This window comes from Nonomuraea sp. PA05 (genome assembly GCF_008086045.1).
GTDB classification, from domain to species: domain Bacteria; phylum Actinomycetota; class Actinomycetes; order Streptosporangiales; family Streptosporangiaceae; genus Nonomuraea; species Nonomuraea monospora.
Genome location: NZ_VSEY01000033.1, coordinates 96,931 through 118,115, shown reverse-complemented (window position 1 = coordinate 118,115; position 21,185 = coordinate 96,931). Strand labels below are relative to the sequence as shown.

Annotated in this window: 16 protein-coding genes; 8 read left to right on the top strand and 8 right to left on the bottom strand. The window is 69.7% G+C overall.

The window, feature by feature from the left end; genetic code table 11:
* Positions 1–2: 2 nt before the first annotated feature.
* Positions 3–500 (bottom strand): hypothetical protein, encoded by a 498-nt coding sequence (locus FXF51_RS41175; protein ID WP_148440190.1) that lies wholly within the window; start codon positions 498–500, stop codon positions 3–5.
* Positions 501–1,624: 1,124 nt separating this feature from the next.
* Between FXF51_RS41175 and FXF51_RS41165 the strand changes: the two genes are divergently transcribed.
* Positions 1,625–2,230, top strand: a complete 606-nt coding sequence (locus FXF51_RS41165) for a DUF6461 domain-containing protein (RefSeq protein ID WP_148440189.1) — start codon at positions 1,625–1,627, stop codon at positions 2,228–2,230.
* A gap of 53 nt (positions 2,231–2,283) precedes the next feature.
* Here FXF51_RS41165 and FXF51_RS41160 read toward each other — a convergent pair whose 3' ends face one another.
* Together FXF51_RS41160 and FXF51_RS41155 are read right to left on the bottom strand one after the other, a co-directional pair.
* Positions 2,284–2,592, bottom strand: coding sequence for a hypothetical protein (locus FXF51_RS41160; protein WP_148440188.1), 309 nt, complete (start codon positions 2,590–2,592; stop codon positions 2,284–2,286).
* Positions 2,593–2,841: 249 nt separating this feature from the next.
* Positions 2,842–3,366, bottom strand: a complete 525-nt coding sequence (locus FXF51_RS41155) for a hypothetical protein (protein ID WP_148440187.1) — start codon at positions 3,364–3,366, stop codon at positions 2,842–2,844.
* Positions 3,367–3,522: 156 nt separating this feature from the next.
* Here FXF51_RS41155 and FXF51_RS41150 point away from each other — a divergent pair, with 156 nt between their 5' ends.
* The gene (locus tag FXF51_RS41150; protein ID WP_187414851.1) at positions 3,523–4,599 is read left to right on the top strand and encodes a serine hydrolase domain-containing protein; all 1,077 of its coding nucleotides are present in this window, start codon (positions 3,523–3,525) and stop codon (positions 4,597–4,599) included.
* A gap of 85 nt (positions 4,600–4,684) precedes the next feature.
* Positions 4,685–6,214 carry an alpha/beta fold hydrolase gene (locus FXF51_RS41145; protein ID WP_148440185.1) on the top strand — a complete coding sequence of 510 codons (1,530 nt, stop codon included), beginning with the start codon at positions 4,685–4,687 and terminating at the stop codon, positions 6,212–6,214.
* 64 nt (positions 6,215–6,278) lie between these two features.
* On the opposite strand, the gene FXF51_RS41140 is transcribed toward FXF51_RS41145, so the two are convergent.
* The 4 genes from FXF51_RS41140 to FXF51_RS41125 form a co-directional block, all read right to left on the bottom strand.
* Positions 6,279–9,677, bottom strand: coding sequence for a WD40 repeat domain-containing serine/threonine-protein kinase (locus FXF51_RS41140; protein ID WP_148440184.1), 3,399 nt, complete (start codon positions 9,675–9,677; stop codon positions 6,279–6,281).
* Between the two features lie 209 nt (positions 9,678–9,886).
* On the bottom strand, positions 9,887–11,197 hold the full coding sequence (locus FXF51_RS41135; RefSeq protein ID WP_222871681.1) for a sensor histidine kinase: 1,311 nt from the start codon (positions 11,195–11,197) through the stop codon (positions 9,887–9,889).
* Positions 11,198–11,239: 42 nt separating this feature from the next.
* Positions 11,240–11,896, bottom strand: a complete 657-nt coding sequence (locus tag FXF51_RS41130) for a response regulator transcription factor (protein WP_148440182.1) — start codon at positions 11,894–11,896, stop codon at positions 11,240–11,242.
* A 290-nt stretch (positions 11,897–12,186) separates the two neighbouring features.
* On the bottom strand, positions 12,187–12,549 hold the full coding sequence (locus FXF51_RS41125; RefSeq protein WP_262380154.1) for a nuclear transport factor 2 family protein: 363 nt from the start codon (positions 12,547–12,549) through the stop codon (positions 12,187–12,189).
* 569 nt (positions 12,550–13,118) lie between these two features.
* On the opposite strand from FXF51_RS41125, the gene FXF51_RS41120 reads away from it, so the two are divergent.
* From FXF51_RS41120 to FXF51_RS41100, 5 genes are all read left to right on the top strand, one after another.
* Positions 13,119–13,436 carry a hypothetical protein gene (locus tag FXF51_RS41120; RefSeq protein ID WP_148440181.1) on the top strand — a complete coding sequence of 106 codons (318 nt, stop codon included), beginning with the start codon at positions 13,119–13,121 and terminating at the stop codon, positions 13,434–13,436.
* A 44-nt stretch (positions 13,437–13,480) separates the two neighbouring features.
* Positions 13,481–13,783: a hypothetical protein gene (locus FXF51_RS41115; protein WP_148440180.1), complete on the top strand. Its 303-nt coding sequence runs from the start codon at positions 13,481–13,483 to the stop codon at positions 13,781–13,783.
* A 105-nt stretch (positions 13,784–13,888) separates the two neighbouring features.
* Positions 13,889–15,907 (top strand): SUKH-4 family immunity protein, encoded by a 2,019-nt coding sequence (locus tag FXF51_RS41110; RefSeq protein ID WP_148440179.1) that lies wholly within the window; start codon positions 13,889–13,891, stop codon positions 15,905–15,907.
* Positions 15,908–16,099: 192 nt separating this feature from the next.
* Positions 16,100–17,254, top strand: a complete 1,155-nt coding sequence (locus FXF51_RS41105) for an FxsB family cyclophane-forming radical SAM/SPASM peptide maturase (protein WP_222871691.1) — start codon at positions 16,100–16,102, stop codon at positions 17,252–17,254.
* Between the two features lie 10 nt (positions 17,255–17,264).
* Positions 17,265–18,602, top strand: a complete 1,338-nt coding sequence (locus tag FXF51_RS41100; RefSeq protein ID WP_148440177.1) for an HEXXH motif domain-containing protein — start codon at positions 17,265–17,267, stop codon at positions 18,600–18,602.
* Here the strand turns inward: FXF51_RS41100 and fxsT are convergent.
* Positions 18,571–21,072: an FxSxx-COOH system tetratricopeptide repeat protein gene (fxsT, locus tag FXF51_RS41095; protein WP_148440238.1), complete on the bottom strand. Its 2,502-nt coding sequence runs from the start codon at positions 21,070–21,072 to the stop codon at positions 18,571–18,573. The two genes, FXF51_RS41100 and fxsT, sit on opposite strands and share 32 nt — an antisense overlap.
* Positions 21,073–21,185: the final 113 nt, after the last annotated feature.

Below are 21,185 nucleotides of genomic sequence, written 5' to 3'. Positions count from 1 at the left end.
CTCTACGCGGAGATGTCGTCCAGCCGTGTCATGGTCAGCGGGGCGAGTTCTTCCAGCGCCCCGGCGACGGGCGGATGGTCCAGCAACACCCGGCGCACCATGGCATCGGTGGCCAGCAGGAAGGCCAGGTGGCGGATCGCGTGGCTGGCCACGTTGGTGATGCTGATGCGCTCCGGCGTGGGTGCAGCCGGAGCGCTGCCCTGCGCGATGTCCAGAAAGGGCAGCTCCTCTGCGGGGAGGTGCGGCGCCGGGTCGGGGCATACGGCATAGGTCAGCACCACCTGCCCCTCCGGCCGGTGACGCCAGCTCGTCGAGTGCACGACCGTGGACGGCTCGTCGCTGGGCAGCCCGCCGAGCCGGCGGGCGACGTCGTCCGGGCTCTCGCCCTGGCCGGGCACTGCGGTGAGCCGTCGGTAGAACCAGCGTCCGCCGGACCCGACCCGGAGCATGAACGTTTCCACCGAGACCGGCGCGAGCTTGACGTCGATCTGATCAGTCACCGGCACGTTCCGTCCTCGTCGAATCGACTGTCCGCCATGGGCATCCGGAGATCCACAGTTTAGTGCACATCTATCGCAAGTACTTCTTCCATGCATCAGCGAACGGATGATGGAAGGGATGGGGTGTTCACGATGTAGCCCCCCTGACCGGCTTGCCTGCAGAGCCCATCAAGAACGGCGTCATGATGGGGACGTCGCTCGTAAGGAACACGTACCTTGGGAACCAGGATGGCAGCGGAGTAGTACTGGGCACGGGATCCGTTGGCGGCTCAGGACTTCACCCTCGGGACATCTCCGTCTCCACTGCAGCGAAGAACATCAAGGTGATCAAGAACGGGCTCGATCGGGCCAGATGGCTCTACCTGCGACTGGATCGTTGGAGAACGGCGCCTCGACACCCTGAGCAAGTGGATCTCGGACGGCTACGACGAGTTCCTCTTCAGATCGAACGGCGATACTACGCAACCTGCACCATCAAGCCGACAATCTGGCTCTACCACCCGAACTGGATATTTGCAGCCAACGCCAAGGTGCCCTTGTGGGCAAAGCCGAAATCGAGCGCGTTCCGAGCAGAAAAGACCCTCTCGTTCCCACCGTCCGATGCGACAGCGAGCCAATGGGCCCCTACAAGGAGCCCTCCGCCTAAGCGGAACGACTTTGGCACAGTAAAGAAGGACGTGCCAGGGCATTATGACGCGCCCCGCTTCCTCCCTGGCGGCGTCGAAATCCGTCAGAAAAGGCCCTCACCTACGTTGGGAAAGATGAACTGGCGCCGGATGGAAAAGGTGGCCGTTATCGAACCACGGTGGTTTGTCAAACCTACTACCCGAACTGGGTTAATCAAGGCAAGGAGTGTGATGAGTTCCCGTTCGCCTCAATAAAACAAGGGATGGGGTATGGCTTCGTGGGACTCGACGGCAAATGAGTTCTCTACGAAAACGCGTCAGCCCGTACAGTGAGAGCAGATCACAACCAGACGGCTGGACATAACCTCTGGCTCTTCTACGTCCGCTACCGCGTCGCCAACAGCAGCAAATTCTGGGTTAGCGTCAAGTAGCCGCCCGCGGAGCAGGTGCCCGATAGCATGACAGGACACCTGCTTCACCCCTCCAGGAGGCCTCCTCGTGCCCCACCCCACCGATCTGTACGACCTGCTAGTCGCGTTCGGCTTCGACAGCGAAGAATACTCCGGCTTCCATCTGATATGGGCGGAGGGAATAGGCGCCAACGAGCTGTGTCGGCGTTTAGGGGGTGATCCATCTAGTGCGTTCCGGTGCGACATCGACAACCTAAAGCGGCCTGAAGCGCAGAAAGGGCCTGCCATGTGGGCTGGCTCGACAAAGGACTGGACACAGGCCCTGCTTTTCAATCTTCCAACCTCCCCACTATCCTTCTTGACGAGAGTGTCACGCGGCACACGAGCGCTCAGCATCAAATGCGGCTACGACAACTACCGCCTGGACTGGGCGGTCGACGGGATCCTCGTCACCTGCTTCGCCATCAACTGGCCTGATGCGCGAGGAGGTACAGACCCGCACTCCCTCGACGCACTCATGGAGGATCTAGCCTTCCAACTGGATGACCCAGATGACGATGCGACCGAGAACCCAGTGACCATCGAGGTCAGCGTCACCTCCGCTCTGGAGTTGGCGGGTCGGATCACCGGACGCAGACTTGACACGAAATGGTTAAGCGCCGTCCACAGCAATTACTCACTCCAATCAAATTGATCAGCTCAATGCAGAGTGCGGTTCGCGAGCCTGCTCCATAATCCGCAGTGCGATCACATCAATCTTGCGTTATTGGCGAGAGGGCTCAACCGTCGATTTCGCCGATCTCGGATCTCATTGTCGCCCTTGCGCGCGGACTGTGTACGGCCTCCCAACCGCACCATGATCACCTTGGTCGTGCCCGTGTACGTCTGCACCTTCTGACCGCGCTGAGCCGCCTGGCTCTCCTCGGTCTCCAGGCTCTCCACCCGCACCTTGCCGGGCGCGAAGACCACCCGGCCCAACTCGACCTCGCAGTTTCTCGACATCCTTGCCCTCCACGCCGACCTTCCGTACATGAGCATGACCTGCTTGTTGTCCACCCGGTACAGCGACCTGCCCCGCGTCACCGTCGCCGCTGCGGGACAGCCAGGTAGTCGTGCCAGCCTGCCGGGCCAGGGCCGAGGTCACCGGGCCGTAACAGAGCTCGCCGTCGGCGTCCCTGGTGTCGTTCAACGTCTGCCTGGACACCGTCGTAGTGGCCGGCGGCCGAGCTGGTTTCCGCGGCGGCGGCGTCGCCGCGGAAGGCGTGGCCTCCGGCTCCGCCTCGCCGTCGATGGCGGGCATGCGCATCAAGAATCACCCGGGCCGGCGTCAGCCGCCTGCTGCTGGCACTTCTCCTCGGCGGCCTTCAAGTCCGGGTCCTCACCGGCCTCCTTGGTGATGCGCATCATGCTGCCCTCGGGGTCGGGGTAGGCCTCGACGCCGTTGTCGCGCATGCACCGGGCGAGCTTGCGCAGGTTCTCGGCCATCTGAGGGTCGTCGCGGATCTGCTGCCCGCCGCTGGGGGCGTACTGCCGGCACGCCTCCTCGGCGGCCTGGACCTTCTCCTGCGGCGCGTCGAACGTCATCGCCATCTTGCCGCTGGAGTCGGGGTCCGGCATGTCGATGCCGTTCTCGCGCATGCACTGGGCGAACTTGAGCGCCTTGTCCTGCGAGTCCGCGCTCGGCTGAGCGCTTGCCACGGCCTTGTCGCCGGCACCGCCGGACACCGAGGCCACGTCAGCCCCTCCCCCCTCACCGGAACCGCAGCCGGTCAGGAGCAGGGTGAGCGCGAACGGTGCCGTGACCAGCGCGCTGGATACCCGTCGTCGCATGAGACATCTCCTCCATCGAATGAGCGCCCGTTCGAGCAGGGATCAATATGGCGACGCCGGCATATGGAAGAGATATGGTCCGCCGATCGGCCGTCGATAGGTGCCGGTCGGTAGATGTGGTCACCCTCGAAGTTCCGTAGCGAGAGGATCACATCGATGAGGCGTGGAAGAACACTGGTCATGGCCGGGCTGGCATGCGCGGTGCTGTCGTTCGAGGCCCCGGCACTCGCGGCCGCCGAGCAGGCCGAGCTGGGAGACGTCCAGCAGGCGATCACCACCTTGGCCAAGACCGACGGCGTGGTGGGGGCCATCGGCGAGATGTTCGTCGACGGCAAGCGGGTGGACCGGGGAACGGCCGGTTCGCGCCTGCTCGGCGGCAGGGGCGGGCGTATCCCCTCGGACTCGCGTTACCGGATCGCGTCGCAGACCAAGCTCATGGAGGCCACGATGATCCTGCAGCTGGTCGGGGAAGGCAAGCTGAAGGTGGATGACAAGCTCAGCAGCCTGCTGCCGGAGATGGCCGAGCACGACTACGTGGATCGGGCCGATGAGATCACCGTGCAGCAGTTGCTCCGGCACACCTCGGGCATCCCCGACTTCGACGAGAGCGGGAAGTTCGACGTCTTCGACTTCACCACTGTCCACAAGCCGATCGACCTGGTCAAGGCCGCACGGACCGTCCCCCGGCAGGGGGACCCGGGGCAGTACCGTTACTCCACCACCAACTACGTCCTCCTGGAAATGATCATCGAGAGGGTGACCGGCCGCGATCTGGCCGGCGAGTTCCAGCGGCGCCTGTTCGCCCCGCTCGGCATGAAGCACACCTACCTGGCCACCAAGCCCTCCAAGCACATCATCAAGGGCCCGCACGGCCACGGCTACTACCCCGACGCCAAGGGCCGGCCACGCGACGTCGACCGGCTCAATGTCACCCCCGGCGCCGTGATCTCCACGGCGCACGACGTCAGCGCCTTCTACCGCGCGCTCAGCCAGGGCAAGCTGGTGCCCGCGGAGCTGGAGCGGCAGCTGCCGCGGCCCTTCCCCAACCTGTGCGGCGGCACGGTCTCCTCGGCCTCCGGCGGCCTGCCGGGGATCAGCTCCACCACCTTCTCCTCGGCCGACGGCCGCATCCAGCTCGCCATGGCCGTCACCTTGAAGATCGATAACGAGAAGGCGATGGCCGTCGGTGACGCGGCCGTCAAGGCCGCCGAAGCCGTGCTCTGCCCCAGCTGATGACCAGAGCCTTCCGGCGGCCACGCCTGCCGCTGGTGGCCTGGTGAACCTTCTCATCCGTCCCGGCCAGGAAAGAACCGTTGTCGTGAAACGTTGGACCAGGATCCGTCTCGGCGTGCTGAGCTGTGCGCTGATGAGCGCCGCCGTGCCCGGCGCCGCCGTCGCCGACCAGGCCGATCCGGCCGTCGAGTGGACGGCCTGCCCGTCCTACTCCGATGCGGCGATCGCCGCCATGGGCTATCCCCAGGAGAAGACCGCGGCGTTCCGTGCTCTGCGGGAGCGTCTGGAGTGCGGGACGGTGAGCGTCCCCCTTGACCACAGTGACCCGGCCGGCCGGAAGATCACCATCGCGGTCACCCGGCTGGCCGCCACGGACCAGGAGCACCGGCTCGGCGCGCTCGCTGTGGCGCCGGGCGGGCCCGGCCAGCCCGGATATCTGGATCCGCTCAGGGTCACGCTGAGCAACACCGACAGCGCGCGGCTGAACGAGCGGTTCGACCTCATCGGCTTCGACCCCCGCGGAGTGAACTACAGCACCAAGGTCGACTGCGCGGGCTCCGGGCAACTCGCCGGCAGCGCCGGGCCGCTGACGAAGGCCGCCGCCAAGCGGAGCTACGACGCCGAGGCCGCCGGCAACCGGGCCTGCGGGCGTACCGACCCGGCCTTTCTCGGGCAGCTCACCACCGTGAACGTGGCCCGTGACCTCGACCTGGTGCGAACCGCGTTGGACGAGCCGAGGCTCAACCTGCTCGGCGTGTCCTACGGCACCTGGCTCGGCGCGGTCTACCGCAGTCTCTTCCCCGCCCGGACCGGCCGCGTTCTGCTCGACAGCCCCGCCTCCCCCGGAGACAGCCTCGCCGCACACGAGGAGGCACGCGTACGCGCCACCGAGCGCAACTTCCCGCGCTTCGCCGCCTGGCTCGCCCGCCACCACCGGACCTTCGGCCTGGGCACCACCGCGCGGCAGGTCCGCGCCACCGTCCTGAAACTGGGCCGCGACCGCGACCGGAGCCCCAAGACCTTCACCGACCTGAGAACGCCCATCGACGGTGGCTCGATCGCCGCCCTGGCCGCCAGGACCTCACGCGAGTGGCCGCAGGCGGGCAGGGCCCTCGCCGAACTGCGGAACGCGACCGGCACCACCGCGCCACCCGCCGTCAAGCAACTCTTCGGCGCCCAGCAGCCCGCACCCGTCCCCGGCGCGACGGAATGGGTCAACATGACGATGAACCGCGCGGTCAAGTGCAACGAGGACCACAGCCGGCTCAGCTTCCCCGCCGCCTGGGCCTCCTACCAGCGACTGCTCAAGGACAACCCCGTCACCGGCCGCGCCTCCTTCTTCGGCGCCGGCTGTGCCGGCTGGCCGCTGCCGGTCCGGACCACCCGGCTGCGCCGCGGCGACGGTTCGCTGGTCCTGGCCGCGCACCGGTACGAGTTCATGTCCCCTTACGAGTACGCCGCGCGGATGCAGGCCGAGATCGGCGGCAAGATCTACACCATCGACGACGACGCGCACTCCTCGGCGCTGCGCGCATGCGCCGCCGACGTGGTCACCTACTTCACCACCGGCCGCATCGACCGGGGCTGCCCCGGCGCCGAGGTGCCGACACCCTGATGCGCGGCACGCCACTACCAGCGCCGCGCTCGCGCGGGACTCTCGAAGCAGACGCCGCTCCTGCTCAGCGGCAGCTTTCGCGGTATGCGAGCCCAGGGATGTAGGCCCGCCATTCAGCGCCGGTGAGAGAGCCACCCGCCCGCCGGCAGATCGCCTGGACGACGCCGGCAGGTCCGATGACGTGCGTGTGCACCTTCCCGTTCAGATCGAGGGTGACGACGCCGGCGCCGTCGGCGGTGAAGGCGATCGACTGGAGCTGCCCCGTCTCCGGGTCCTGCCCTCCTCCCGAGTCACGCAGCGTGCCGAGGCTCGTTCCGGTGACCGGGTCGAACAGCCGGACTCTGCCGTCCGTCGCGCCGACCGCGACGATGTCGTCACGAGGGGAGTAGGCGGCGACCGACAGCTGGTCGGAGTCGTCGCGGACGACCGGCCCCTGACGATGGCCCAAGGTGTTCCACAACGTCAGGCGGCCTCGGGAGTCCAGGACCACCACCCGGTCCCCCCGGTGGACGAAGAAGATCCGGATGCCGGCGGTGTCCCTGCCACCGGAGCCGAAGGGCCCGGTCACGGGCCGGCCGGTGGCGGCGTCGAGCAGCCGCTGGCCGGCTCCGGCGACGGCCAGCCGGCTGCCGTCGGGAGAGAAGGCCACGTCGTTCGTCTCGGGCAGCGCCGCGTTCCAGAGCCTCCGCCCGGCCTTCCAGTCCCATGTCTGAACGGTGTCACCACGTCCCTCGTCCGAGCCGCGCAGGACGAGCGCGAGTCGGCTGCCGTCAGGGCTGAAGCGCACCACGCTGATCTCCGGCTGTCCCTGGCCAGGGACGATCTCGCCCAGAACGGCCCGCGAGGCGACGTTCAAGATCTTCACCGTGCCCTGGTCCACCGCGGCCAGCAGCCGCCCGTCCTCGGTGAAGTACGCCTCCTCCATCGCGGGCAGCGCGCCCGCGGTCCTGCCGCTGCGCACGTCGCGCAGCCGGGGCCGGTCGCCGGTCTGGATCACCGCGACCTGCCCGCCCGGGGCCAGCCTGCCGAGGCCGATCGAGGCGGACGCGGGGGCGGCGGAGAGGTCGGAGACATCGACGGAGAAGACCCGGTCCTCCAGCAGGTAGCGGAACGTCCGGCCGTCGAAAGCCCCTTGGGGCCGCTCGCCGTCGGTGTTCGTGCTGCCCAGCAGCGGCGCCGTGGTGAGGAGCTGGGCGTCGGCCATCCGCCAGAACTGGACCTCGGTGCCGGTGACGGAGGCGAGCAGTTTCCCGTCGCCGCTGACCGTCACCGCGCCGCCGTTCCAGGTTCCCTGGGAGCCGGCACCGTCCTGGACGCCGATGTCCACGACGGACGTGTCCCCGGCGTTGGTCAACCGAACCGACTTCTCCTGCGGGGTCGCCAGCCAGGCACCGTCCGCGCTCGCCACCGTTCCGGCTACGGAGAGCCGGGTGTGCTCGCCGGTCCTCGGGTTCCACTGCTGCTTCTTGCCGGACGCCTGGAAGGTCACCGTCCGGTCGTCCACATGGACGATGTCCGCCCAGCCGTTGACGAGGTCGAGCGGGCGATCGAAGGTCCAGGTGCCGATGGCCTTCCCGCTGGCCAGGTCCCAGGCCCGGACCCGCTTGTCCGTCAGGACGGCGAGCATGCGGCCCGAGGGCGCCGGCGCCACCGCGGCCACCCGGTCCGCTGCCAGCCCGAGCCGCGCGATCCGGCCGGTCCGCTTGCCGGTACGCACGTCCCACACCTGCGCGGCGTCCTGGCTGACGCCGGCCAGGCGACGCCCGTCGGCGCCGAGAGCACGGAGCGTGTCGCCGGCGCTCATCCGGTCGGTGAACGTCGCCGCCTCGCGACCGGCGAGCGCCGTCGTCAGCGCCGCCCTGGTTTGCGGCGTGCGGTCCAGGCTCCACGCCGCCACGCTCAGCCTCATCGCCAGCATCGGATCGGTGAGGCGGGTCTGCTGGGCGAGCCCGGCCAGCCGGGTCGCCTCCGACCTGCGCAGCGCCGCGGTGACCTCCTCGGCGCGCCGATCGGCGACCGCGCCCTGCTGCACGGCCAGCCCGCCGGCCACCAGCGAGATCACCAGCAGTCCGCCGAGGCTGAGCGACACCAGCCGGGCCCGCTTGGCGCCGCGCCTGGCCAGATCCGCGCTCGCCTGCAGAAAACTCTGCTCCACCGGGGCCAGCGTGATGTTGCGCCGCGCGTTCGCCGCCCATCGCAGGGCGCCCTCCAGACTGCTGCCACGGAACAGGTCGCCGTCGCGCCGACCGGCCGCCTCCCACCGGCGCGCCGCCGTGAGGATCTCCCGGTGCACCGCCAGCCCGTCGCGGTTGCCGTCGATCCAGCGCCGGTACCGGGGCCAGGCGCGCGCCAGCGCGGGTCTGGCCAGCCGGATCTCATCACCCTCACCGGTCAGGAGGTAGCCGAACACCTCCAGGATCCGGCGGATCGCCGCCGCATCGGGCTGCGTTCTTCCCTGCAGCAGCTCGTCCCGGCCCGCCCGCCGTCCGATCAACTCGCCCCGCTCGTCCACGGTGACCAGCCGCAGGAACACCTCGGCGGCCAGCTCCCGCTCGGCCGGCCCGAGCATCGCGTACGCCTCCTCCGCCAGCGCGCCCAGCGCGGGATCGGCGGCGGGCACGGCGATCCCGGTGGCCTCGCGGCCGCCCTCGGCGAGCAACGTGGCGGTGTCCAGCCGCCCGCCGCCGCTGACCAGGGCGAGCAGCAGCTCGCGGGAAGCCGGCCGGTCGAGCGGATCCTTGGCCAGCGCGGCGGCCACCAGCGGCTGCAGCGACGGCGGCAGCACGCCGAAGTCGGGGCTGGCCGACAACACGCGATGCATGACCCCGCCCAGGCTCTCGGCCTGGAAGAAGTCGGCGCCGGTGGCCGCGAACATGATGATGCCGCCCCAGGCGAACACGTCCGCCGGCGCGCCCGCCCGCTGCCCGGTGAACACCTCCGGCGCCATGTACGTGGGCGTGCCCGACACCAGCCCGGTTTCGGTGAGCGACATCTCCGCCGTCCGGGAGATGCCGAAGTCGATCACCCGGGGGCCGTCCGGCCCGAGCAGCACGTTGTCCGGTTTGAGGTCGCGGTGGATCACCCCGGCGTCGTGGACGGCGGTCAGGGCGGTGGCGATGGCGGTGGCCAGCCGGTGCAGGTCGCCGCCCGCGAACCGGCGGCCACCGGCCACGACCTGGCGCAGGCTCGGCCCTTCGACGTACTCGCTGACGATGTACGGGCGGGACCCCTCCAACTGCGCGTCGAGCACTCTGGCGGTGCAGAACGAGGCCACCCGCTGCGCGGCCGTCGCCTCCCTGCCCAGCTGGGCGGCCTGATCGCTGTGCAGGACCTTGATCGCTACGCGGCGGGCGTCCTCGGTGTAGGCCTCGTAGACCACACCCTGACCGCCCGCGCCCAGCCGCCCCGCCAGCCAGTACGGCCCCAGCCGCTGCGGATCACCGTCCAGCAGTGCCGTCGCCATGCATCACCCCATCAATCGGAACCACGGGTCATTCGATGCACGCCATCCGAACAAAGTTCACAGCAGGACAACCCGCTCGTACATGCGCCCGCGGAACCCTCAAGCTCGTGTGCGCACACCGCCGACCGGCTCGTCAGCCCGGCGCCCCGGGCAGCGCTCCCTTCCGGGGAACAACAGGGACGGCCGCCCAGCAGCCTGTTCGCGCGCGCTCATGTGTCTGCGGGGTGACGCCGCCGTGGACGGCGTGGTCCTGCCGCTTCGAACAATCCTGGCGACTTCGCCTGTGCCGACAGCGCGGTGCGGCTCCCGCCCCCCGCGGGCCCGCGTTCATGTCCGTGCTCGTCCCGGTGACCTGTCCCACCGGGCGATGATCTCTGCGGGAGATCGACGGTGACGTCGAGGCCGCCCGTGGTGCGCGCGGTGACCGAGATGCGTCCCTGGTGGGCGAGGGTGACCGCACGCACGATGGACAGCCCCAGCCCCAGGCCGTCGGTGCGGACGCGGGCGCCCTGCCCTCGCACGAACGGTTCCAGCAGCGTCTGCGCCTCCTCGGGCACGAGCTGGGCACCGGTGTTGGAGATCCGCAGCACGACGCGCCCCTCCGCCGCACCGGTGTCGAAGGTCAGGTGCCCGCCGGCGTGGTTGTAGCGGATGGCGTTGTCGACCAGGTTGCCGATCATGCGTTCCAGCAGGACGGGCTCACCGGTGACCGGTGCGGGCCGCAGCCGCGAGCGGATGGCCACACCGGCGGTTTCCGCCCGTGCGGCGGCGGCGTCGAGGGCGGCGTCCGCGAGGACGGCCAGGTCAGCCCCCTCGTGTGCGCCGGGTCCTGCCTGGCTGCGGGCCAGCAGCAGCAGCCCGTCCAGGACGCGCTGCATGTGGACGACGGCGTCGCGCACGTCGCCGGCCATGGTGAGCAGCTCGTCCTGGCTGGGGTGGTCGTCCAGGGTGACGTCGATCGCCGTGCGGGCGGTGGTCAGCGGCGTACGCAGCTCGTGGGCGGCGTTGGCGGTGAACAGCCGCTGGCTGTCCAGGATGCGGTCGCGTTCGGCGATGCCGTGCTGGATGCGGTCCAGCATGTCGTTGACCGTGCCGGCCAGCGCCGACAGCTCGTCGGCGGGGGCGGTGACCGGGACGCGTTCGGTGAGGTTCTCGGCCGACAGCCGCCGGGCGGCCGAGGAGATCGCGCGGATCGGGCGCAGCACCCGGCCGGCCACCAGCCAGGCCAGCACGGCGGCCAGGACGGTCACCACGGCGAGTGCCAGCCCGGCCTGGGGCAGCAGCGCGGACAGGGTGTCGGCCTGGACCTGGTCGGCGAGCTCGCGCAGGTCCTGCGGCCGCGGCAGCAGCTGGAGGGTGCCCTGCGGGTCGGGACCGTCCGGGTCCAGGTGGGTGACGAGCGCGGGGCGCCGCTTCATCAGCAGGTAGGTCAGGCCGCTCAGCGCGGCCCCGGCGGCCAGCACGAGGCCGGTCTGCAGCAGCGCGAGCCGGACCCGGGCCGTCAGCCGGACTGCCCTCAACCGGACCGCTCTCAGCGGGACCATCCTCAGCCGGAGCACCCGTCAGCCGCCGATCCGATAGCCGGCGCCGATGACGGTCTCGATCAGCGGCGGGTCGCCGAGCTTGCGGCGCAGCGTCCCCACCGTGATCCGGACCGCGTTGGTGAACGGGTCGGCGTGCTCGTCCCACACCTTCTCCAGCAGCCTCTCCGCGCTGACCACGTCCCCACCGGCGGCCAGCAGCCGCTCCAGCACCCCGAACTCCTTCGGCGTCAGCCGCAGCAACCGCCCGTCCCGCTCGGCGCTGCGCCGGGCCGGATCCAGCACCACGCCACCGGCCCGCAGCACCGGCGGGCGAGCCGGCGCGCTGCGCCGCACCAGCGCGTGCACCCGCGCCACCAGTTCGGAGAACGCGAACGGCTTGCCCAGATAGTCATCCGCGCCCAGCATCAGCCCGCCCACCCGATCCTCCACCGCGTCGGAGGCGGTCAGCATCAGCACCCGCGACTCACCCCGCTGCACGAGCGCGCGGCACACCTGATCGCCGTGCACGAGCGGCAGATCCCGGTCCAGGACCACCACCTCGTACGGGGTCAGCTCGCACTTGTCCAGCGCGCTCCGGCCGTCCAGGGCCACGTCCACGGTGAACCCGTGCTTACGCAGCCCCGCCTGGATGTATCCGGCGAGGGGCTGCTCGTCTTCGACCAGGAGCACACGCATCCGGGCAGTATCGCAACGTCCACATATGAGCCACATATGGTGCGCCAGGCGGTAGAAGTGAGCACCCTCGAAGTGATCCCCGACCGCGCTGAACGAGACGTCGCGCCTCGGGCCTGGGCGAGGTTCTGGGGAACGACCAGCTCGGCCTGCTCAGCGACGTGCCGCGCGCAGTGCCCCTGGCCTCCATCCCGATCGCCACGCTGTTCGACGTGCTCACGCTGGCGCAGCTCTACGCGATCGCCGCCGGCGACCATCCAGCTGGCCGGTCGCCGGACAACGTGTCGGCCATGTCAATCGGTCGTGCCGGCGTGCACGGCGATGATTCGCCAGCCGTGCGTCTCGTCGTACAGCCACGTACGGGTGTAGCGCATCCTGGCCGCGAACGGCGCACCGGAGACAGTCCCTTCGACGGTGCCGAGGAACCACGTCACCCCAGTGCGCCCATCGGCGAGCACCGTCAGCTCCTCCTCGGCCACCTTCGTCATCACCTGTGTCCGAGTGCGGTGCAGCTCCAGGTCGTCCGCCTTGGTCGCAATATTCGCCCCGAAGGTGAAGATCAGCCGATCATCCAGCAGCCGATCCAGCGCCTCGACATCTCCAGCGAGCTGCGCGGCCTGGAGCCGGCGCTCAGCGTCCCGCAAGGTCTCCATCATGAGGTCCACCCTCCCAGCCGGCGCCGCATCCGCGCCAGGACGTTCACGCTCGGCTGATCTCGCCAGTCCGAGCCAGGGACTCCGATCGTCGGTGAGTGGGTGTCGGGTCTAGCAGGCTCCCGGCAGGCCGTCGAAGTGGTGCGCGGCGGCCTAGAAACGGACGGTCGCGAGTTCACATCTTTGCGATTCGCGACGGTGGAGAATTGAAGACACCTCTGATGGAGGGCCTGCGGATCAGCTCGTACGTAGGTGCCAGACGCGCTATGACGAACCCGACTCCCCCTGGAATGTCAAAGACCGCATACTTGAGACCGCCGATGTGCGGTTCTCCGGCTGGGGCGACGCGATCGGCATCAAGCCGCCTCCCGCCGAACTTGTGGCGACGCGCGATGAATTGGTCTTCCCCGACGAAGGTTGAAGCAGGTTAGCCGCCGTACCCGACCCGCGCCCGCCGGGAAATCGCTGCACCTACCGGCTGGCCGAGGCGATGACCCGGCACAACGTCCAGCACTGAGGCTGCTCCTGCAAGCAACTACGCGTCTCCAGCGCCTCCCCACATCGCCGAACGCGTGACCGGACTGTCCGGCGTCACCACCGACGACGCCGCCCAGTACGGCACGGCCGCCATCCAGAACCTCGCCCTCGATCGGGGACGTGCTCGAGTAACTGGAGAATTTGTCAGGGGTGCGTTCCTGGCGGTCGCTGAAACTTTCATCAATGCCAGTGCGCACAGATCCAACCGACAATCTCAGAAGTGCAGCACAGCGCCGCAGAATCTCGCCGAGCAACGTTCCTGCCTTGTGCCACAACCGTTGACAGTGGTCCTGGCAGCGATCACAGTATGCATGCTTGTAGATCTGCCAACAATTCGAAGACCAATCGAATGACTTCGTATCGCTCGAACAAATGCCCGCCCCTTGCAAGGAGAAGCATGCGAACAATCACTTTGCTCCGCCGATTCGGCCTCGTCTCAGCGGTGGCGGCCGGCCTGGCGACCATGCCCGTGGCCGCGCACGCCGACGGCTATGACACTCCCCGCAGCGCCACGGCCGTGGGGGCGGGCAACACCTACGCGGAAGGGATGGCGGCGGCCGAACGGCGGGCCCGGCAGGCAGTCCTCGCGGTCGGCCACGACTGCACCCCTGGGACCTATCAGAACTTCGGCATCTACACCTCTCCGGGTGGCGGCACATGGGTCTTCCAGTCCACCCACGAGGCGATGTGCGTCGACTGACCTGGTTTCCAGCGAGCCTCGGACATCCCGGTCCCGACCTGGAAGCCGCGGCGGATACCGCGCGCCGAGGTGGCGTCGCGGGCCTGGCCTAGACTCGTCGCCACCATGGAAGCACCGCGCGACCTCCCCTCTCACCTCTTCACCGCGTTCCAGGTCGTCGGCCTGCCCTGGCCGGACGTGCGGATCTCCCACTTCGACGGGGTGCTGGCCGAGCTCGGCGAGCACCCCGAAGCGCAGCGGCTGCGTGAGCACGCCGGCAAGCTGCGGAGGATCCAGGACACGTTCTTCGAGCACCTGAGCGAGCTGGCCGACGACCACGACGGCGACCGCATGCTCCTGGCCCGGCACAAGGACGAGCCCTGCGTGACCGGCATACGGGAAGGCTGGGCCGAGACCGCGGCGGCGATGCCCGAGTTCCACGCGGCCATCGCGACGTTCGCCCGGGGGCTCCTGGGTGGCCGGCCCGCCGTCCCCGATTACCTGGCCGCCGTGCCCGCCTGGGTGGAGAAGCGCCCAGGGCGCGGCATCCGCGACGAGCCCACCGCCGGTCGCGGCCCCGCCGCGGACGCCCTGCTGCGCTGGCGGGAGGACCCCTACGGGCCGCGGATCTGCGTGGTCACCGGCTCGCCCGCCGCCGGCAAGACCCGGCTGCTGTCCTGGTTCAGCTACTCCGGCGTCTGGGACTGGTCGGGCTACCCGGGCCCCGCCGAGGCGGCGATCTGCCTGCGCGGCATGGACGTGGACGACGCCGTGGGCGAGCTGGCCGGGCAGTTCAAGCTCGGCGACGCCGGCCTGGCCGCTCTCGACCGGCCCGTGCTCGTCACCGTGGCCGACGCCCATCGGAGCAACGACCCCGAGCGCGCGTTCGCCGAGCTCGTCCTTCCCCTGGCCGTCAACCCGCACGTCCGCCTGCTCGTGGAGCTCAGCCACCCGGACGCCGCGGAAGGTCTCGGCCCGCCGGCGTTCGTGCTGGATCTGGACGACCCGCGGGCCACCGACCGGGCCGCCTTCACCGCCTGGTACGACGCCGAGCGGGTGGCGCGGTCGCCGTTCACCGCCGGCCAGGTCTACCCCTCGCCGGGGCTCGCCGCGCTCGCCGCCCGCGCCGAGGGCGCCGATCCGGGTCCAGACCTGCCGATGGACGTGCGGGTGGCGCGTGCCTGGCTGGACGCCCTGTCACCGGACGCCCGCGCCGCCGCCGGCACGCTGGCCCTCGCCTTCGGCCCGATCGGCCTGTACACGTGGCGGTTGCTGCACTGCGGCCGGCACCGCGACGACCCGGAGGCCGCCGCCCGGGGTGTGGCGGAGGCCGCGGCCCGGCTGCCCCTGGCCGAGCCGCGGCTGCCCGCGTACGCCATCGGCCTGCCCTTCCTGGCCGAGGCCGTCGTCCCGCCCGCGGCGGCGCACGGGGAGCTGGCCGCCGTCATGCGCGGCTGGCCGGTCTCGGCCGAGCTGTCCCCTCCGGTGTACGTCAGCAACCACCTGGCCCATCACGAGCGCCTGGCGGGCGGACCCGGCGCCGTCACCCCGCTTCCGCTCCGCCGCCCTCCGGCCGGGGTCACGCGCGAGCTGCTGGAGGACCTGTACGGCCCGGAGGGCGTCGACCGGCCGCGCGACGACGAGATCCACCCCGCGATCGCGCATGCGCCCACCCGCCGTTTCCTGACCGAGGTCGGCCTGAGCGTGGACGGCCTCAACCAGCCCGGCTGGACGGGCGAGCATCGCCGCTTCGTCGAGCCCCTGACCGAGTTCTGGTCCGGCACCGTGGACGACCTGCGCGCCTGCGCGGGCCTGCCGGACGACCTCGGCGCGCTGTTCATGCTCGACGGGCTGGACAGCTGGTACCTCTTCCTCGACGGCCGCACCGGCGTGGTGTACGAGGTGCACGAAGCGCTGGAGACCGCCCGCGTCGCCCACCGCGACGTCGAGTCGTACGCCTACTTCGTGTACGTCATCCACCGGGAGCGCAGGCTGTGGTGCGAGGGCCGCGACGCGCACCGCGAGGCGGCCTACTGGTGCGCCGACGACCTCACGCTGGAGTTGCACACGTACGAGCCGGAGGCCATGGCGGGCGACGACGCCCTCTGGCCGCCGACGCTGGAGGACTACACGCTTCTCACCTAGACATCGCTGCCGCGGCCGCAACCGGAAATGCGCGATTTGCAGGGGTAGCGAAACAGTCCTCCACATCGCATGGTGTCTCGGCTAGCATCGTCAATCACTCGGATATTTCCGGCGGTGCGGGGTGTTACAGGATTGACGTACCAGGGGAAGGATCCAGCGAGAGAGTGGCCCGACACTCTCGACGTGGCCGAAATGCTGAAGGACGGCTGGCGTCCTCGCCCCTTCCGGCAATTCCTGCTCAAGGTTCACAGCCGCTGCAATCTCGCCTGCGACTACTGCTACGTCTATACGCTCGCCGACCAGAGCTGGCGCTCGAAACCCATGATCATGGACCCCGACCTGGTCACGGCCGCCGCCGGGCGTATCGCCGAGCACGCCGCGGCCCACGGCACGCGGTCGGTCCGGCTCATCCTGCACGGCGGCGAACCGCTGCTCGCCGGCCACGCCTACCTGCGCAAGGTCGTCGAGACGGTGCGTGCGGCGGCAGGCGACGAGCTGCGCGTCGACGCGATCGTGCAGACCAACGCGGTGCTGCTGGACGAGGCCGCCCTGCGGACGTTCCGCGAGCTCGACGTGCAGGTGGGTGTCAGCCTCGACGGCGGCAGAAGGGCCAACGACCGCAATCGCCGGTATGCGGACGGCCGCAGCAGTTTCGATGCCGTAGCCGACGCACTCGCCCTGTTACGCGGCCCGGAGTTTCGGTCTCAGTACGCCGGTCTGTTGTGCACGGTGGACCTCGCGAACGACCCTGTCGAAACATATGACGCGTTACTGCAATTCGCGCCGCCGATGGTCGATTTCCTGCTGCCGCACGGCACCTGGGAATCGCCGCCGCCGTATCGATCGCCGAACCCGGAGAACACTCCCTATGGCGACTGGCTGATCGCCGTTTTCGACCACTGGTACGGGCGCAGCGGTGAAACGGTCGTCCGGCTCTTCCAGGAGATCGTCAATCTGATGCTGGGCGGCGCGTCGGCCAGTGAGGCGGTCGGGCTGACGCCGTCCACTCTGGTGGTCATCGAGACCGACGGCACGATCGAGCAGACCGACTCCTTGAAGGTGGTGCGGCACGGCGCGCCCACCACCGGCCTGAACGTCGTGGACCATCCGTTCGACGCGGCGCTCGAACACCCGGGCATAGTGGCCAGGCAACTGGGCGCCGACGCGTTGAGCGACACCTGCCGCGCGTGCCGGTTCGGCAGGGTGTGCGGCGCGGGCCTCTACCCGCACCGCTACCGGCCCGGCACGGGCTTCCTCAACCCGTCCGTGTACTGCCCGGACCTCTACCGCCTGATCGAGCACATCCACAACCGTCTCGTCGGCGATCTCCGCCGTGCCTCTCGCTGAAAGGACCTGTATGCCTTCCAGGGATCACCGGTTACCCGACCATGCCCTGTCCGGGCTGGCCTCTGGAGGCGGTGGCGCTGACGCCGTACGCCACCTCGTCGCTCCGCAGCGCAGCAAGCGCCGGCTGCTCCTGCTGGGCACGGTGCGGATGGCCGCCATGACCGGCCATCCGCACGCGCGGGCCACCGAGCACGCCTACGACGTGCTCGCCGGAATCGAGAAGAAGAGCCCTGCGGCGGTGCGCGGCACGCTGGCGCATCCGGCGGTGGGCGCCTGGGCAGCGAGCGTCGTCCGGTCGCTGCGGGAGAGCGGCCCCCGCCCGGACGGACCCCATGGCCCGGCTCGGCTCGGTGCGGTGGCCGCCGTGGCCGCGATCAAGGCGGGGGTGCCGTGCGAGGTCCAGATCCCCGTGTCCGGCGGCGCCATCATGTTGCCGTCGCTGGGCCAGATCCAGCTCCGCGACGACGGCGCGGACGGGCTGGTGGACCTCGCCGTGCACGCCGACGGACGGGTGGAGGCCGGGAACGTGTGCCTGCGTCCGGGCGCGGTCCCGCAGCGCGGCTGGCTCCCGCTGCGGCGGCTGGAAACCGCGGACGCCGGTCTGCGCCTGCTGGTCGACGACCTCGACTTCTTCCGCTGGAGCAACGCCGACACGGTCGAGGGCCGCCTGCGGGAAACAGAGTTCCAGGCGTGGCGGGTGGCCCTGGACGCGGCCTGGAAGATGCTCCGCGCCCACCACTGGACGATCGCGGCGGAGATCCAGGCCCTCATCTCCGTGCTCACCCCGATCAAGGGTCCGGCGCAGGGCATGACGAGCGCCTCGGCGGCCGACCGGTTCGGGACGATCGCCATGTCCACGCCTCCTGACGGCCGCTGGCTGGCCTCCACGTTCGCGCACGAGGTTCAGCACAACAAGCTCAACGCGATCCTGGACGTGGTGGCGCTGCTGAAGCCCGACGAGGGCAGCACGGACTACGCGCCCTGGCGGCCCGACCCGCGTCCCCTGCCGGGGTTGCTCCAGGGTGCCTACGCCTTTCTGGGCGTGGCCGGATTCTGGCGGCGGCAGCGGGCCCACGAGGCCGACCTCCGGCCGCATGCCGAGTTCGCCCGCTGGCGGGAGGCCGCGCACCTGGTGACCGGCACCCTGCTGGACAGTGGCCGGCTCACGGCGCCGGGCGAACGCTTCGCCGCCGCGATGCGGCGTACCTTGGCGGCGTGGCTGGCGGAGCCGGTGCCTCCTGCCGCGCTGGAGAGCGCGCGGCGGGAGGCTGAGGCGCACCGGGCGACCTGGCAGGCCGCGCACGGGCGCGACCCCGTCACAGGCTGTACGAGTCGAAGTCCCAGTTGAAGCGGTTGCCCTCGACGGCGTGCACCCGTTCCGGGTGGGTGGGCGACATGTGTGTGTACTCGGCCATCGTCTGCTCGTACAGTGTCGTGGCCTCGTCGCTCCTTCCGATGGCGCGCAGATCGATCGAGAGGTTGATGGCGGCCGACAGTGACAGGCCGTTCTTGGGGCCGAGGAAGTCGCGGACGATCTCCAGCGTCCGTTGCCCCAGCTCGCACGCCTCCGCCGGGTCGCCGAGAGCCGCCAGGTCTCCCGCCAGATTGATGACACTGCTGCACGTGTAGACGTGCTTGTCGCCGAGCTGGGCGAGCAGGCCCTCATGACTCTTCTCGTCCAGTTCCCTGGCCTTCTCCGCGTCGCCGCGCAGGCGGAAGAGGAGAGCGAGGTTGAGCTGGCAGCCGTAGGTGAACGGATGCTTCTCGCCGTAGGTCTTCAGGTAGCGCTGGAACGCGTCCTTGGCCAGCGCCATGGATTCCTCGAGGCGGTTGAGCTGACGCAGGGTGTTGCTCAGCGCGACCTCGGCGGCCATGGTCTCCGGGTAGTCGGGGCCGTAGAGCTTGCTCAGCCGGTTGTGGGTGTCCTCGATGAGCTTGTACGCCTCCTCGAGATCGCCCATGCGCCTCTTGGCGATGGACAGGTCTCTCGCGGTGGCCAGGGTCAGGGGATGCTCGATCTTGAGCTCTCTGATGCCGTGGGCGTAGGCCTCCTCGCCCACGTCGCAGGCCTGCTCGTGGCGGCCGGACAGCCGCACCACGCGGGCCAGGTTGTTCCAGGTCGACTGGACGTCCCACTTGCTGACCCCCTGCCGCGCGTTGCTCTGCTCCACGTAGGCGAGTTGCTGCAGCTCCAGCGCGGACTCGTACTCGCTCAGCAGGGCGTGGTCGAGTGCCAGGTTGTTGTAGGCGCGCAGGGTCGTCGGGTCCTTGACCCCGAATCGCCGCTCGAGCGCGGCCAGCGACGCCTCGTCCTGTTCGCGGGCGTCCCTGAACCGGCCCTGAGCGCGCAGGTTCGCGGCGTAGGTGAGGGCCATGCGCAGGTAGTCCTCGTGCTGGGGCCCGAACACCTCGCGCATCAGCTCGAAGGTGTCGCCATTGAGGTCGAGTGACTCCTTGTTCGCGCCGAGCTGCCACAGCACGTTGCCCAGGTGCCGGCGTAACCGCAGCACGTTGGGGTCGCGGTCGGTTCTGGACGGGGTCCAGTGACGGAGGAACTCCTCCGCCATCGATCGTGCGGAGCTGTAGTTGGCCACGCGGTAGAGGTGGCGCACGACGTCGAGGGCGAAGGTCTGCACGGGCTCGTCGTTGCACTGGGCGAGGAGGGACGGGCCCACGTGCGGCAGCAGGAAGGTGAACTCCTCCTGGGTGGCGATGTCCTCGGGGTCGGTGGGGGCGCCGCTGGCCAGCAGCAGGTGCACCTCGTGCCGGAACGCCTCCTGCTGCTTCAGCTCCAGCGAGTCGCGCAGCAGTGCCTGCACCAGCCGGTGGACCTGGACCGTGCCGGTCTCGGGCTCGATCCGGAGCAGGGAGAAACGGCCCAGCTCGGCGAAGGCCTGGCTGCGCGTGACCGGGTTGGACAGGATCGGCCCCATCAGCTTGGCGCCGCTGTCTCTGGCGCGCTGGAAGACGAAGCGCGGGATCGGGTCGGGGCCGAAGAAGGCGAGGCATCGCAGCACCTCGGCCGCCTCGGGCATCCGGGTCTCGACCTCATGGACCGACAACTGCCAGGCAGCGGTCATCGTGTGCGGGTATTCGGTGGACTTGCCGAGCTTGAGCAGCTCCCCGGTCTGCTCGGCCAGCGACCGTACGTACTCGTCGGTGGACATGCCGGTCGTGTCCTGGAGGGCGGCGGCCTGCTCCAGCGCCAGCGGGAGGTTGCCGAGCTCGTGCGACAGATGCACGGCCTCGTCCTCCGGGACGTCGCGGCGCAGGCGCTTGCGCAGGAAGGCCACGCTCTCGGTGGTGGAGAAGACGTCTACGGACACGGTCTCGGCCACGCCGCTCCACCTGCTGTTCCTGGAGGTGATCAGCACGTGGCCGTCCTTGCTGCCCTGGGGGAGGAAGGGCTTGATCTCCTCCGGGTCGTCCGCGTTGTCGAAGATCAGCAGCCATCGGTCGACCGGGTCGCCACGCTGCAGGGCGTCGCGCACCGAGTCGGCGGCCTCCTCGATGCCCATGGTGCCCGCGGAGGGCAGCTTGAGGTCCTCGGTCAGCCCGGCGAGCGCGCTCGGGATCAGCAGCGGCTGGTCGGCGGCGACCCACCAGACGAGGTCGTAGTAGCCGCGATACGCCCAGGCGTACTCGATCGCGAGCTGCGTCTTGCCGACGCCGCCCAGCCCTTGCAGAGCCTGCGGAAGGGGCACGACGGCAGCCGTGGTGGTCTCCGCCAGGCTTTCCCGCAGCCCGTTGAGCAGGTTTTCGCGCCCGGTGAAATGTTTGTTTCGGCCTGGGATTTTCCGGCCCCAGATAGGGGGCATCCGGGGCACCGCCTGCGGAACGGCCTGCTCGTCCACGTCGCCTCGCCTTCTCCTGCGCCAATTGCGCAATTCTACGATTGATTCTGGCGCAGGGTGGTCACAGAATCACAATT

Coding starts and splice junctions, on each gene's coding strand:
- FXF51_RS41150 (WP_187414851.1), top strand. CDS start 3,523: ATGAGGCGTGGAAGAACACTGGTCATGGCCGGGCTGGCATGCGCGGTG.
- FXF51_RS41140 (WP_148440184.1), bottom strand. CDS start 9,677: ATGGCGACGGCACTGCTGGACGGTGATCCGCAGCGGCTGGGGCCGTAC.
- FXF51_RS41130 (WP_148440182.1), bottom strand. CDS start 11,896: ATGCGTGTGCTCCTGGTCGAAGACGAGCAGCCCCTCGCCGGATACATC.
- FXF51_RS41125 (WP_262380154.1), bottom strand. CDS start 12,549: ATGATGGAGACCTTGCGGGACGCTGAGCGCCGGCTCCAGGCCGCGCAG.
- FXF51_RS41155 (WP_148440187.1), bottom strand. CDS start 3,366: ATGCGACGACGGGTATCCAGCGCGCTGGTCACGGCACCGTTCGCGCTC.
- FXF51_RS41110 (WP_148440179.1), top strand. CDS start 13,889: ATGGAAGCACCGCGCGACCTCCCCTCTCACCTCTTCACCGCGTTCCAG.
- FXF51_RS41105 (WP_222871691.1), top strand. CDS start 16,100: ATGCTGAAGGACGGCTGGCGTCCTCGCCCCTTCCGGCAATTCCTGCTC.
- fxsT (WP_148440238.1), bottom strand. CDS start 21,072: ATGCCCCCTATCTGGGGCCGGAAAATCCCAGGCCGAAACAAACATTTC.
- FXF51_RS41100 (WP_148440177.1), top strand. CDS start 17,265: ATGCCTTCCAGGGATCACCGGTTACCCGACCATGCCCTGTCCGGGCTG.
- FXF51_RS41115 (WP_148440180.1), top strand. CDS start 13,481: ATGCGAACAATCACTTTGCTCCGCCGATTCGGCCTCGTCTCAGCGGTG.